At 55.6% G+C, this 14469-nt stretch carries 10 protein-coding genes and 3 pseudogenes; 9 read left to right on the top strand and 4 right to left on the bottom strand.

The window, feature by feature from the left end:
- Positions 1–66: 66 nt before the first annotated feature.
- On the bottom strand, positions 67–858 hold the full coding sequence (locus JHC57_RS00095; RefSeq protein ID WP_067186977.1) for a fumarylacetoacetate hydrolase family protein: 792 nt from the start codon (positions 856–858) through the stop codon (positions 67–69).
- Positions 859–1099: 241 nt separating this feature from the next.
- On the opposite strand from JHC57_RS00095, the gene JHC57_RS00090 reads away from it, so the two are divergent.
- The gene (locus tag JHC57_RS00090) at positions 1100–1897 is read left to right on the top strand and encodes an IclR family transcriptional regulator (RefSeq protein ID WP_067182365.1); all 798 of its coding nucleotides are present in this window, start codon (positions 1100–1102) and stop codon (positions 1895–1897) included.
- Between the two features lie 10 nt (positions 1898–1907).
- Here JHC57_RS00090 and JHC57_RS00085 read toward each other — a convergent pair whose 3' ends face one another.
- Positions 1908–2696: an SDR family NAD(P)-dependent oxidoreductase gene (locus tag JHC57_RS00085; protein WP_082737146.1), complete on the bottom strand. Its 789-nt coding sequence runs from the start codon at positions 2694–2696 to the stop codon at positions 1908–1910.
- A 130-nt stretch (positions 2697–2826) separates the two neighbouring features.
- Between JHC57_RS00085 and JHC57_RS00080 the strand changes: the two genes are divergently transcribed.
- The 6 genes and pseudogenes from JHC57_RS00080 (at position 2827) to JHC57_RS00055 (ending at position 11323) form a co-directional block, all read left to right on the top strand.
- A complete protein-coding gene (locus JHC57_RS00080; protein WP_067182368.1) occupies positions 2827–3669 on the top strand; it encodes an alpha/beta hydrolase in 843 nt (280 codons plus the stop codon).
- A gap of 65 nt (positions 3670–3734) precedes the next feature.
- Positions 3735–5327: an AMP-binding protein gene (locus tag JHC57_RS00075; protein ID WP_067182370.1), complete on the top strand. Its 1593-nt coding sequence runs from the start codon at positions 3735–3737 to the stop codon at positions 5325–5327.
- Between the two features lie 47 nt (positions 5328–5374).
- Positions 5375–7561 carry a TonB-dependent receptor gene (locus tag JHC57_RS00070; protein ID WP_170935377.1) on the top strand — a complete coding sequence of 729 codons (2187 nt, stop codon included), beginning with the start codon at positions 5375–5377 and terminating at the stop codon, positions 7559–7561.
- Positions 7562–7867: 306 nt separating this feature from the next.
- The gene (locus JHC57_RS00065; protein WP_067186978.1) at positions 7868–9118 is read left to right on the top strand and encodes an NAD(P)/FAD-dependent oxidoreductase; all 1251 of its coding nucleotides are present in this window, start codon (positions 7868–7870) and stop codon (positions 9116–9118) included.
- Between the two features lie 389 nt (positions 9119–9507).
- Positions 9508–9790, top strand: a pseudogene (locus tag JHC57_RS00060) (DDE-type integrase/transposase/recombinase); the annotation flags it as partial.
- Between the two features lie 903 nt (positions 9791–10693).
- Positions 10694–11323 (top strand): TetR/AcrR family transcriptional regulator, encoded by a 630-nt coding sequence (locus tag JHC57_RS00055; RefSeq protein WP_082737149.1) that lies wholly within the window; start codon positions 10694–10696, stop codon positions 11321–11323.
- A gap of 181 nt (positions 11324–11504) precedes the next feature.
- Here JHC57_RS00055 and JHC57_RS00050 read toward each other — a convergent pair.
- A protein-coding gene (locus tag JHC57_RS00050) for an IS3-like element ISSpma3 family transposase (RefSeq protein WP_294027687.1) occupies positions 11505–12676 on the bottom strand; the annotation gives its coding sequence in 2 pieces (ribosomal slippage) (positions 11505–12424 and positions 12424–12676; 1173 coding nt in all).
- 126 nt (positions 12677–12802) lie between these two features.
- On the bottom strand, positions 12803–12979 hold the full coding sequence (locus tag JHC57_RS00045; protein ID WP_228766238.1) for a transposase: 177 nt from the start codon (positions 12977–12979) through the stop codon (positions 12803–12805).
- A gap of 545 nt (positions 12980–13524) precedes the next feature.
- Between JHC57_RS00045 and JHC57_RS00040 the strand changes: the two are divergent.
- Together JHC57_RS00040 and JHC57_RS00035 are read left to right on the top strand one after the other, a co-directional pair.
- A pseudogene (locus tag JHC57_RS00040) lies at positions 13525–14038 on the top strand (transposase); the annotation flags it as partial.
- Between the two features lie 42 nt (positions 14039–14080).
- Positions 14081–14284, top strand: a pseudogene (locus tag JHC57_RS00035) (IS481 family transposase); the annotation flags it as partial.
- Positions 14285–14469: the final 185 nt, after the last annotated feature.

Below are 14469 nucleotides of genomic sequence, written 5' to 3'. Positions count from 1 at the left end.
ACTTTGTCACTAGAGTGCGCCGAGGTCTGTCACCTCGCTGCTATCCTTGCCGAAGCACGCGATTGGCTAAGAAAAAATCATGCGACAGGACCCAAGCCCGTCGCTGAGGTTAAGTTGCAGCGTGTCACCGCTGGATATGTCGATCATCGGACCAAGTGCTCCGGAAAGGATTATTTCGCCCGCCCTGAACGGCATTCCAAGCTCGCCAAGCGTATTGGCCAGCCAGGCGACAGAGTTAAGAGGGGAACCCTGAACAGCGGCGCCGATCCCGCTCGCAACCTCGACTCCATTACACTCGATTGTCATGGCCACTTTTGCCAGATCGATCTCACGGGGATCGACCCGCTCGGTCCCTATCGCGAATATTCCGCACGAGGCGTTATCCGCGACTGTATCCTGAATTCTGATATCCCAGTCTTGAATGCGGCTATCGACGATCTCGAAACAGGCAGTGACATATTCGGTCGCCTCCAGTACATCGGCGGCGGTCACGCCAGGCCCGTTGAGATCATGTTGCAGGATGAACGCAATTTCGCCTTCTGCCTTGGGTTGGATGAGTGATTTGTGATCTACCGTAGCGCAATCGGGAACCAGCATTCGATCGGTCAATTGTCCGAAATCAGGCTCGAACACCCCGATCATTTCCTGCACCACTTTGGAAGTAACGCCGATCTTTTTGCCGATGATCTTTTCGCCAGCTTCCAGACGGCGCGCGACCATTCGTTCCTGGACGCGATAGGCGTCGACAATATCTATCTCCGGATGGCGATCCCGCAGATTGGAAACCGTTCGGCCCTTGATCAGTGCGCCGTAGAGTTCATCACCCAGGGAAGATATTATTGAACTTTCGAGTGGCATTGCCTTAAATTCTCCCAAACGTGCGCATCGAAACGCCCTTGTATCTTTTGCCGATCTCGTCTCCTGGCCACCATCGAGCAATTCACCGCCCGTCCAATCTGAGCAGTCAGCGAATCCGGCACGGTTCGAAAACGGCGTCTTCAATCTATGTTTGTGTCTGTGCGCTATCGTTTGGCACCCTGCCAAGCTTGACCGGCGGCAATTGAGGCCTAGAGCCTCACTCTGTGAGAGGAGCGACAAGATGAACGATGCATCCAGCACATCGGTTGTCGAGCGAATACTCGACCTGATCGGTTGCCTTTCGTCGGCGCCCAAGACGGTAAGGGAAATCTGCGAACATACCGGCATTCCCGTTTCTACAGCTCACCGGCTCTTGAGGCCGTTGGTCGAGCGCAAATTTGTAATCCGGCAACGTCGAGGATTATACGCTCTCGGCATCGCCAGCGTGGAAATAGCGGTACGTGCGGATATCGATTCGATTATTACCACTGCAACCCGGCCCATTATGGCAGACCTCGCCAAGACTTGCAGGCGTACGGTGCATCTGGGCGTCTTTCGTGACAATCTTGTACGCTATTTGGTCAAGGCCGAATCCGGGTGCCGACGGTCTCCTTCTCGGGAGGAGATCGAGCTCGAGGCTTACTGCACAGCGATTGGCAAGGCCCTGCTTGCTCAACTGGAACGGGACAGGCTTGAAGACTATCTTGCCTTGGGCGATTTCGTTCCTCTTACGGACAACACAATATTCGATGTCGATGACCTGAGACAAGAAATCAACGGCGTACGCCGACAGGGATGGGCGATAGATCGAGGGGAGATGTATCCAGAGCTGCGCTGCCTCGCGGTGCCGATACGGGGCAGGACCGGCCTGTTGGCGGCGGTGTCAGTCACCGAGGTCTGCAACGACGTTGATCCCGAGAAAGCGGAACAGGATTTGCTGACGCTTTTTCCGCGCATCGTTGAAGCGGCAGAGGCAGTTTCCGATGTTTTGCGAATGCCAGGGGACGAGGTTCGCGAGAAGCGAAGTAACAAGACTTGAAGTGCTCGGCCTAACCCATTCGCGAGATCAATCCGCCATCGCTGACCAGGATCGTTCCATTTAGGTTTACTCCATCTCTAGGTGACGCGAGAAGCACATAGCATCCGGCATGATCTTCCGCCTCTGCCGCCCTTGCCAGTGGCGATGCCTTCGCCACCATTTCAACTGTGCGCTGTTCGGAATCGAGACGACGCGATGCGCTCTCCAGTGTGTCCAATCCCGAAAGGCCCGTGACAGTCCCGCCAGGAGCAACGCCGTTAACGCGGATTTGCGGCGCCCATTCATAAGCAAGTTGATAAACTATGCCCCGCAGTGCGAACTTGCTGGCAGTGTACAATGTGCCACCGCCGCCAGCTCTGAAACTAGCATTGGAGCAGGTCACTATCAGAGAGCCCGTGGATTTCCGCAACGCATCTGCGGAAGCTCGCGCCAAGAGCAAAGTCGACAGCACATTAATTCGGAACAATTCCTCGAACGCTGCCTCCACGTCTTCCATTTTCATGCGATCTATACGCTTGTACCAGTCGTAAACGCCGGCGTTCGCTATCGTGGTGTCCAGTTTTCCGAATTTTTCCTGCGCAAGTTCGACGCCCGCTTCGCAGATCGCAGCCTCTGTGCAATCTCCCGCGAGGACAGAGCACCGATCCCCCAAGTGATCCGACAAATCCGCGAGAGCGTCGGCATTGCGATCCAACGCAACTACATTCGCTCCTTCCTCGACGAGACGTATCGCCACTGCCTTGCCGATACCTGAAGCCGCGCCAGTGATTAACGCTGTTTGGCCCGAAAGTTTTCCCATCAATTCTCACCCTCTGGTTTTTTGTCTATTTCACATCAACCATCCATACTCCAGCGTATTGACATCTTCCAAGGTCCCTCGCAACAGACAAGGAAGAAGAATTTGGCGAAATGCTGCTTTGGAGAGAGGTATGCCCGGTAATACGGAGCTTCCCGATATCGGGTTGTCGATAGACGTCGACGGTATCCAGACAAATTATCACGATTGTGGAGAAGGTGACCCCGTCATCCTCCTTCACGGTTCGGGTCCGGGCGTGACCGCCTGGCAAAACTGGCGAGGAATCCTACCAAAACTTGGGGAAACGCACAGGGTTCTGGCCCCCGACATCGTGGGCTTCGGCTTTAGCCAACTGCCTGAAGGAGAGAAGCCGGGCATCAAACTGTGGACGCGGCATCTGGCGGGCTTTATAGAAGCCCTTGGCCTCGACCGCGTAACGCTGGTCGGCAACAGCTTCGGTGGTGCCCTCGCGCTGGGAATGATGGCTTTTCATTCCGACAAGGTGCGCTCGCTTATTCTTATGGGCACACCGGCTGGTGAGTTTGAGCAGACGCAGGGATTGGCGGACAGCCGATCCTTCGAGCCCAGCATGGACGCCATGCGCGCTATGATGAAGGCATTCCCATACGATCCGTCAATAGTTACCGACGAGGCAGTGGCCGCGCGCCTGCGTGTGGCGGAAATCGCCAGCGGGAAAGAGACAATCCGCAAGCTGCAGCCTGGCGCTGATCAAGCATCGAAAGGTCCACGAATCGTCAAGGGCATTCCGCTGGAGCAGTTGAAAGCTATCGATGCGCCAACGCTGATTCTGCACGGCCGCGAAGACAAGATGATTCCATTGCATGTTGCAGTGCGAATGCACGAACACCTCAAGCGCTCCGAGATGCATGTCTATGGTCAATGCGGCCACTGGGTCCAGCTAGAGCGTGAGCATCAGTTTCTGGACCAAATACGCGCATTTCTCCGTCGCAATTGAAATCCTCGCTAGCCGTATTTCTTGGCCGCAAAATCCTTAACACAGTTTCCGGCGAAATGGTATTTATGCAGATGTCGAAAACCAGAACCGAGATACTTCGTCGTCTCAGTGAAGGCGATCGAGCTTTCCTGCGCGAAGAATATAGTGATGTCGTGACCATGTTCTGGGACGCGGTAGAAGCTTGTCCTGAAAAGCTGGCACTGATTGAGGGAGATCGAAAACTCTCATACGAGCAGTACGGTTCTGCGGTTGCAGGTCTCGCTGCGCGCATTGGCGAGATTGTCCCGCCATCAGGCCGTGTCGCGATTTCCATCCCGAATTCTATCGAGGCAAACGTCGCCATTTTCGCTGCATTGAGCGCTGGTGCCGAGATTTCGATGGTCAATGCCGAATATACGCCGCGCGAACTTGGAGTGTTGTTCGGGATTGCGGAGCCCGATCTCGTTCTGGCGGGTGGACAGAACGCCACGGTCGCCGGTGCCACCGCCGGCAGCATTGGTAAACCACTAGCGATCGTGGGCGAGGGCGGCATTGCGATCGAGCAGTTGCTGGAAACGCCGCCAGAGCGGCCGGGACTCGAAATAACGGGCGAAAGCCCCTGTATAATCATGTTTACGGGTGGATCGACGGGCGCACCGAAGGGTGTCCGGCGCTCTCAAAGCTCGGAAATGAGCTGCATCAAGGCAATGCAAACCGCTTGGCCTACTCGCCTATACGAAGAAGTCTGGCTTAATGTTGCCCCCGTCAGCCATGTCTGGGGCCTGCACATGGGGTGCTTCAATCCTGTTTATGGGCGCGCTCCCCTCGTAATCGTTCCGCGCTTCCAGCCAGACGTCACGGCAGGTCTGATGGAAAAGCACAGGGTCAGCGTCTTCAGCGGTGGTCCGGCGGCTATCTATCAGGGACTCCTTGCAGCCCCTGATGCCGACTTATCTGCGCTGTGGCTGTGCCCTGGCGGCGGTTCGGTATTCTCTCGGCAAACCCTTCTGCGTTGGGAGGCCAAGACCGGCCTTCCGATACTCGAGGCATTTGGCATGACAGAAGGCGGCCCACTGACGGCGCAACCACTCGACGGCTCGCACAAGTACGGCACTGCTGGCCTCCCATTGCCCGGTATCGAGGTGGCCATTGCTGCGCTCGATGGAAGTGGCAAGCGGCTGGATCCGAATGAGAACGGTGAAATTTTGATCCGCGGAGAACGTGTCATTGAGCAATACATGGGCCTTCCACCATGTGCAGATGACGGATGGCTCCCCACCGGGGACATCGGATGTTTGACTTCGGATGGTTTTCTGACAGTCGTCGACCGCAAGAAAGACATGCTCATTGTTGCGGGATTTAATGTCTATCCCAGCGAGATCGAGGAAGTAATTTCCCAAGTTCCGGAGGTCACGGATGTGGCTGTAATCTCAGTGCCTGACGATCGCAAGGGTGAAGTGCCCTTTGCTTTTGTAGCAATCGACCAGGGGGCCGGGATTACTGAAAAGACACTCCTAAATCACTGCGCCGAGCACCTGACCAACTACAAGATTCCGCGAGCAATCGTCTTGCTTGACGAGCTTCCAAAGACGCCCGCACGCAAGCCGGACAAAAAGAGGCTCGAGAAACTGGCTAGAGATTTTTTGAGGAAGCAAGGCAATAAAATTACTGCAAAGTAATACAGGAATAGATTGCTAATTTTATTATGCCAAATTGGGGAGGTTTTATGAAAGTATACTTTTTAACAACGGTGGCTGCGCTGCCGGTTTTGCTCTGCCCGGCCGCAGCTTTTGCGCAGGGTGCATCTGAGGATCAAGCGGGCGAGTTCGCAGGAGCGACCGAGGCACAGGCTGAGGAAGGCAATGGGACGATTATCGTTACCGCCACTCGCCGTGAGGAAAGCCTGCAGGAAGTGCCAGTCGCGGTGACGGCAGTTTCTACCGAAGCGCTGACGACATCCGGCGTCGAGCAGGTCCGTTCACTCAACCAGCTTGTGCCCGGATTCAATGGCGGGCGCAATCAGAACGTGATGCAGCCCAGTATCCGTGGCGTAGGATCCAGCGGCACCTCAGTGGGTGATGAATCGAACGTCGCCGTGTATGTCGATGGGGTGTACCAAGGCGATCCTTATTCGACACAGATTGATCTCGTCGAAGTTTCGCGGGTAGAGGTATTGCGCGGACCGCAAGGTACGGTATTCGGTCGTAATGCGACCGGCGGTTTGGTTAACGTCGTGACGCCGGATCCGCAGTTCGCGCCACGGGCCTGGGTAAGGGGAAGCTGGGGCCGACTGCGCGAAGACTCGAACAATTTCGACATCCGCGCCTATGCAACCGGCGGGTTGACAGACTCGATCGCTGCCGATCTGGCGGTACTGTACCGAAATCAAGATGGATACGCGACTGACTTGGTCAGCGGCGGCACAGTCGGCGATACCGAAATTGCTTCCATCAGATCCAAGCTGTTGTTTCAACCTAGCGACGATGCTGAGTTCGTTCTGACGGTTGCCTACGTCGATACGCACGAAGAAACTGCGGCGACCGCCCAGCCTTTTGAAGGCAACACCCGTGGCGCACAATTCGCCGGAGCGATCATCTCTGACGAGCCTTGGGAAATCTCGAACTTCGCCTTTGGAACACCGGGCTTGTCGGAATTCACCCGTCTCGATCTTGCGCTGAAGGGGCAGATTGATCTGGGCGGAGTTATGCTTGAATCGACTAGTTCTTATATGAAGACGCGCGTCCATCAGATCGCAGATTCCGATGCCACCAACATCCTCCTTGGTGAAACGAACATGCGGGTAAAGCCCGACACATTCACGCAGGAACTTCGTCTGATTTCGGACAATGCCAGTCCGTTAAGTTGGACTGCCGGCGTTTATTACTACCAGCTTGAGGGCGAGCAGCCGCTCATATTAATAAATCGCCAGGATACGGCGACCCCTGTTACGCCGATCACGATTGAACCTGAAGTCAAGAACTCTTCGATAGCGGCATTCGCCGAAGGAACCTATGAGTTGGCACCAAGGCTTTCGGTAACTCTGGGCGGGCGGTTCACCACTGAAACACGAAAGTTTTCTCAACGGATTAACGGGAATCAGCTCTTCTCCGATGCAGAAGAAGATTTCGATAAGTTTACCTATCGGGTGGCTGTCCAGTATGAAGCTTCACCTGACCTGAACCTTTATGCGACCTATGGGACAGGCTTTAAGAGCGGCACGTTTAACACGTTCAGCGCTTCCAGCGTTGCTGTCGAACCCGAAACCATCGAAGCACTGGAATTCGGCATCAAATCCGATCCATTCCCATGGCTACGCGCAAACCTTGCGACCTTCTATTATACCTATGACAATCTGCAAGTTACCGCGCGGGCGGCGGACAATTCCTTCGTTCTTCAGAATGCTGCAAGCGCGGAAATCTACGGCGGTGAGCTTGAACTTTCAGCAGAGCCCACGCGAGGCCTCAATCTGAGAGCTGCCCTGGCTTACACGCATGCCACCTACGATGAATTTGAAAGTGCGCAGGTGTTCATTCCTCAGCCCGGTGGGGGAAACATGGTTGCCTCGGCTGACGCATCAGGAAATCAACTTGTCCGTACGCCAGAATTCACTTTGACGCTGGGTGGTCGCTACACTTTCGATGCGTTTCAGGGTGAAGCATTTATCGGCGGCAACCTGTTTCATTCGAGTGAGGTTTATTACGACTACCTCAACATTTTCGGTCAGGATTCATATGAACTGCTTTCAGCCGAGATCGGCTGGATTAGCCCAGATGATGATCTGACATTCCGGGTTTACTCCAAGAACCTTACGAATGAAGCGGTGGCTCAACAGATCTCACCGGGTCCGCTCGGGGCATACATCATTTATGAGCGCCCACGCGAAATAGGTGCAAGTGTAGAATTAAGATTCTAACCTGACGGCTGGAGGGAACGCTGAATTAAAGTCAAGCTGTACTCTCCAGCATCACCTCGATTGGGGTCACGTCATTGGAGTAGGCGGTCTACTCACGCATTGCCGTGATTGCTGTAGGGGCGCTACATGTCCGGACCAGGCGGGGCTGGTAATACCAGAAAGCGCCCCATCCATGAACTATGACCGAAACGACGAGCCCCACAGCTCCGGCAATTGCACCGAGACTTCTCGGCTGTTTTGCCAGATGCCGAAATTTGAGCATCAGACGGGATCGAGCGTCCCAATCATTGAGGAGGACCGGCGTTGATTGATCGTTTCGACGTGCTGATTGTTGGTACTGGGCACGGTGGCGCCCAGACTGCGCTGGCGCTCCGCCAGAATGGCTTTGAAGGCACCATAGCCATGTTGGGGCGAGACAAAGAACCACCCTACGAACGACCACCTCTATCTAAGGAATATCTCGCGCGTGAGAAAGAGTTCGAACGCATCCTGATTCGCCCCGTCAGCTTTTGGAAAGACAAGCAGGTGCGCCTGATGCTTGGTAGTGAAGTCGTCGCGGTTGATGCCGATGCTCGCACCGTTGCGTTGCAGGATGGCCGAACGTTTGGTTATGGAGAGTTGGTGTGGGCCGCGGGCGGCTCACCACGCAAGCTAACTTGCGAAGGCGCTGACCTCCAAGGCATCCACTCCGTGCGCGACAAGGGGGATGTTGACGCAATCACGGGCCAACTCGGTAACGGAGCGAGGCGGGTCGTGGTGATCGGCGGCGGCTATATCGGACTAGAAGCGGCAGCCGTGCTACGCAAACTTGGCTGCACTGTCGTGTTACTCGAAGCAATGGAACGCGTATTGGCCCGCGTCGCGTGCGAAGCGATTTCCCGGTTCTTCGAGGCACAGCACAGAGTGCACGGTGTGCAGGTTCGACTCAATACAGTGGTCGACTGCATTCAAGGGGATGGTACCAAAGCCACCGGCGTGAAGTTGGATAATGGTGAAGTTATCCACTGCGACATGGTCATCGTCGGCATAGGCATTGTTCCCGTCGTCGAGCAACTTTCCGCAGCTGGCGCCGATACGCCTAATGGCGTGGCCGTCGACGAGTATTGCCGTACAAGTCTGCCGCATGTCCACGCCATCGGCGATGTCGCCCTTCAAGCCAACAGTTTTGCCGATGGTAAGATGATCCGGATTGAGAGTGTGCAAAACGCCGGTGGGATGGCAAATACAGTTGCGAAAAACCTGTGCGGAAGCCAAGTTCCTTATTTAGCGACCCCTTGGTTTTGGTCCAATCAATACGACTTGAGGCTACAGACGGCTGGCCTATCTGCAGGCCATGACAAGACCGTTCTACGCGGTGATCCGTTCAAACGAAGCTTTTCGGTGATCTACCTAAAACGGGGTAAGGTCATCGCACTCGACTGTGTAAATGCGATGAAAGACTACGTCCAAGGCCTTAAGCTAGTGGAGGCAAGGGCAGAAGTCGCGGTCGAGGCGCTGGTTGACTCTGAGACGCCGCTGAAGAATCTCATATCGGTTCTGAGAGGTGAGAAAAAGTGAAAACTCACGACGACTATTGTGAATGGCTACATCGTTTTCTCCCAATCGATGACTGATATCAAAGTATTAGGGATAATTATAATTGAACGCAAAGGTGTTGAATGGGGCGAAGGTGAACGAAAGCCTCAACCGAGAAATGGTCGAAGCGACATATTCCGGTGGCGAGCATGAAATGGCTGATCCCCGGATACCCGGGGCCGGTCGGCCCGTTGACCTGCACTCAACCTGGCTCGTTTGAATCCGTCCGATAACGCGGTTGGCCGCGCAACGGTTGTCTCGGCATTTGATACACCGGATGCTGATTAACGTAGCTCCCAAAATTTGCTCGGGAAAAAATCAAAGTCAAACCGCTTCGTTGCGCATGTGTTCGGTTGAAGTGTTGGGCGCCTTCGCGTCTGTCACCTGTGATCGATCCGCGGTTCAGCTACCGGGGGAAGATGTGGTCGCAACGCCTGAAAAGGCTTGCCAGAAGATCGACTATCCAAAGACGATACGGGTGGACAATGGCAGCGAGTTCATCTCGCGAGACATGGATCGGAGGGCTTACCAGCGCGGTGTTACCTTGGACTTCTTTCGCCCTGGTAAGCCCGCAGATAACGTGTTCATCGAAGCGTTCAACAGCAAGCAACGGGTGAATGCTTGAACGCGCACCGCTTCCTGTTGCTGGGCGAGAGCGGTGCCGCATCGATAAGCCGTTCGAGCCTGGGCTCCTGAGCGGGGGCGACCGCATCCTCAACCACGACGAGGCCGGAAACCAGCGAAGGCTGTGCAAGGTGCTTGCGAAAAGCTGGAGGCGTAACGTAGACACTACGACGAAGAGCGACCGCACAGCGCGATCTGGAATATCCCTCCGATCTTGCTGCCAAACTCAGCCGGTGCGACCAACCCACCGGACCTGAGCCAGGTGGAAAACTCCAGGCCCGCGTGGTCCAAGGTTCGGTAGGAGTATAAGCAACCGAATGGCTCTAATCCCAACTGGGGGACAGCCGGGGGTCTCGTCAGCTACCTTCATGAAAGATGATCACAAAAGGCGGGGCGTGATCCCTCCAAAAAATTGCGTTGGTGTTTCCAGGAGTCGTTTCAAGTCTCCTGCGATTCGATAGTATGCCGCCAACGAGCTCGTTTCGTCTTGATTTATCTCACGTGGACCCAATAAACCAACCGGGCTATCAGTGGCCAACCGTTGCCAGCCCCCATGTTGCCCATAGCTCTGGCAAGGCGACCTCGTGAGCTGATCAAAAGCCGTCGGATATTGAAACAGACTGGGTACACAAAGGCAGAACGGCAACTTCGAGCCTCAGAAAGGACCATATGGGAAAAATTGCGCAAGTGCCCCCTCTTCGCCGAGTGGTTACTCTCATCTCAACCATACAGGGGATCTGGGCCCCAAATCGGGCGGACCTCAACAATTCACTTGTTCACGCAATCTTAGCTCATTCTGCGCAATACTAGAAATGCACCGGACTTCGTCGCAGTCGTCGCAAAGTGGGGTGAGTCGACGCGTTGCTTTAAAGTTTATCTCCTGCACGAAAACGCGTTTTGGGTGTAATCTTACCTATCGAACCAGCGGATATCATGCAACCTTGGCTGGGCACGAGATTAGATATTGGGACATATATGCTTAACGATAAGGGTAAGAGTGGCGATTCTAAGCAACTATCGAAGGACGCATGGCTAAAACACACCCTCAAAACCATTGGCGAGGTGGGTGTCGCTAATATTCAAATAGAATCCCTTGCTAAAGATTTAAATGTTACAAAGGGTAGTTTTTATTGGCATTTTAAAGGAAGAGACGCACTTTTGAATGATGCCCTCTCATATTGGTACGAAACTGCAACAAGGATAATTGGTCGTGCCGCCAATCGCAGTTTCAGCGATCCTATTGATCGTCTAAGATATTTTTTCAGTTTAGCATTTAATCAAAGGTACGATGTCCCTGGTGGACCGGTTGAGCGGGCCCTGCAAGAATGGGCCCGGGTTTCTGAAGCGGCATCAAAAACAACCCAACGTGTCGATCAAGAACGGATTCGGTTAATTGCAGATGCCTACATCGAACTTGGAAAAAGCGAAGTCGATGCACGTCGAATTGCTACTATGGCTCTTGGTCAGATAATTGGCCTAAACGTTCTTTCGCGATCCGAACCCAGGGAAGATCTTACTGATTATAATAAAGCATTTCAAATTATGTTCCTTACCTCGGGATGACAGCGATTCAGCAGTCGTTGCTGGGGGATCGAAATGGCCGGCAACCGTGGTCACGCTCAGTAGTCCGCTCTGAATGACTGACCGGCTGACGCCCGTAGCTTCAAGCGGAGGGGCTGAAGCCATTTTTGTGGGTACGCCGGTCAAAATAGTGACGTGACCCCCTGGTTTCCACCAGCCGGGATTAGAGCCCAGCAGCTTTGTTGCGCATGAGCGCGGTGTAAGCAATGGCCTGCGCAGCGGAGCCCGAAGGGCGTAGCTGCGCAGGCCATTGCTTATGCAGTTCGGCGGCGAACGCCGCCGGTGTCTCATATCCAAGGGCCGAGTGTGGCCGCGACTGGTTGTAATCTTCGGCCCAGGCCGCGATCACTGTGCGGGCATGATCGAGGTCGAGGAACAGCGTCTCGTTCAGAAGCTCATCACGCATTCGGCCGTTGAAGCTCTCGACATAGCCGTTCTGCATCGGCTTGCCGGGTGCGATATAATGCCACTCGACGCCGACCTCACCGCACCATGCGAGCACCGCGTTCGATGTCAGCTCGGTCCCATTGTCGCTGACGATCATCCCCGGCCTGCCGCGTTCCTCGATCAGATCGCTGAGCTCGCGCACGACCCGGCGCCCGGAGATCGACGTATCCGGCACCGCGCGCAGGCACTCCCGCGTCACGTCGTCGACGATGTTGAGCACCCGGAACCGCCGGCCTGACGCCATCTGATCATGCACAAAGTCGAGGCTCCAGCGCTGGTTCGGCAGCGCAAGCACGGGAGCGGGAGCCCGCGCACCGATCGCCCGGCGCCGGTTGCGTCTTCGTCGGACCATCAACCCTTCTTCCCGATACAGGCGCTGGGTCTTCTTCCTGTTGATCATCACGCCCTCCCGGCGCAGCAGGATATGCAGGCGTCGATAACCGAACCGACGACGCTGCTGCGCCAGATCGCGCAGCTTCTCCCGAACCTCGGCATCGTCACCCCGCTGCGACCGGTAGCGCATGCTCTTCCGATCGGCGCCTGTGACACGGCACGCCCGCCGCTCGCTCATCCCATGGCAAGCCTGGAGATGCGCGACCGCTTCCCGCTGAACGGCGGGCGTCACCATTTTTTTGTGAGAAGATCCTTCAGCGCCGCATTGTCCAGCATCGCGTCCGCAAGCAGCCGCTTCAGCTTCGCGTTCTCATCCTCGAGCGAGCGGAGCCGCTTCGCCTCCGACACCTCAAGACCGCCATACTTGGCCTTCCAGTTGTAGATCGTCGCTTCCGACACCCCATGCCGCCGCGCCAGCTCGCCGGTCTTCGCCCCCGCCTCCGCTTCCTTCAGCACACCAATGATCTGCTCTTCTGAAAACCTCGTACGCTTCATCTGTCCGTCCTTCCTTCAAGGCCGGACTCTAATCAACGGTGGAGGAAAATCAGGGGGTCACGTCAATAGCGCTTGAAGATGTCATTGGGTGAAGTTGCCGGAGGTGGTCGAGAGGTAATCGCGTTGTCAAAAGCGCTGTTCCGAGTAGCGCTTGCGCATGTTTTCGAACTCCTGCTGGATTTTGCGCGAGGAGCGCCCCTTGGCCTGGCGCACGAAATCAGCGACCGAGAATTGTGGTGGGATTTTGACGAACATATGCCCGCAGTCGCGGGACAAGGACCAGTTGCTAATCTTCGCGCCCATTTGGGGCAGACCTGGCAGATGATTTCGCGCAATCCCAGTCGGACTTTGCCGTGCAGTACCCCGAGAGATACTTGGGTGCCTAGACGAGGTGGTGGCGATCGTGAAAAGTTGTGTGGCCGCCGACCGAAGTCGGAAGGGTAGCTCCCCGGGCGCGACACTAAATTTATGATAGGTGAAAATAGTTCCGTCCCTATTATCGCCTCTCGGGTGAGGGCGGAGGAGCCGCATCTCGACTCAGCTATTGCAGCAAGGAATGATGGACGTCTCATTAATCTCGATAGCGCCTCCAAGCTGAAATATACGGTCAAGGCAGGCTATGTCTTACGAGGGCTTGCCATTTCGCTGGCGTTTGAAACAACGATCTGAAGCTTCGCAGTAGTCCGCGCGAAATGAGGGGTGCCATCGTAAGGCAATGCAAACGTTGGACGAAACGCCTGCATTGAGTGAAGCTGTGAGGCTGTGGCCGAGTGTGATGTGGCCCCCTGATTTTCCTCCGATCTGGACGAGAGACCGGCCCTGTTGGAAGGACGGACGAGACGAAGTGACTGAGGTTCACCGAAAAGCAGATCATTGGCTTGCTTAAGGAGGCCGAAGCTGGAGCGAAGACCGCCTATTTGGCCCGTCGATATGGTATAGCGGAAGCGACGATCTACAACTGGAAGTCGAAGTATGGCGGGCTCGAGGTTTCGGAGGCTCGGCGGCTGAAGGAACTCGAAAGCGACAACGCGAGGTTGAAGCGTCTGCTGGCCGATGCAATGCTGGACAAAGCGGCGCTGAAGGATCTCCTGGCAAAAAATTCTGCCGCCGGGCGCGAAGCGCGAAGCTGTGGCTCATCTCCGGGACTGCCATGGGATGAGCGAGCGGCGGGCGTGCCGGGTCATCGATACCGATCGCAAGGGTGTGCGGTACCGTTCCACGCGGGACGTTGACGCTGAGCTTCGCGAAAAGCTGCGCGAACTGGCCAACCAGCGTCGCTGGTTCGGCTGCCGCCGCCTGCATTTCCTGCTGCGTCGGGAGGGGATCATGATCAACCGGAAGAAGACCCAGCGCCTATATCAGTAAGAGAGACTAGCAGTCAGGTGGCGACGCGGCCGCAAGCGGGCTACCGTCAAATCCTTCCATTACACGTCGATCAATGAACTGCGCCGCCATGTCCGCGACTGGCTCGTCGCTTACAACTTCGCCAAGCAGTTGAAGGCTCTGCGCTTCAAGACAACCTACGAGGCCATCGAAGAGCTCCGGAAATCCAAGCCAGATATCTTCAATATGAAACCACTCCATCACATGCTGGGACTAAACACCTAACAGTCCACGCGGACCACTCGGTGGGGGCCGGTCAGATTCGAGGGGCAGGAGCCAATGTGCCTCCCATATCGCTCGCGCGAGACGCAAGTTTCCGCAGTGCGCACGCCGGACGTATCTCACACCCATTCCTCGCCCAAGACTGCAATTGGCGCATGAAATCGGCGTCGGAGGGCCTGCTACTGGCC

The organism is Sphingopyxis sp., from assembly GCF_016463645.1.
Lineage (GTDB): Bacteria > Pseudomonadota > Alphaproteobacteria > Sphingomonadales > Sphingomonadaceae > Sphingopyxis.
This window is presented reverse-complemented; position numbering and strand designations above follow the sequence as displayed.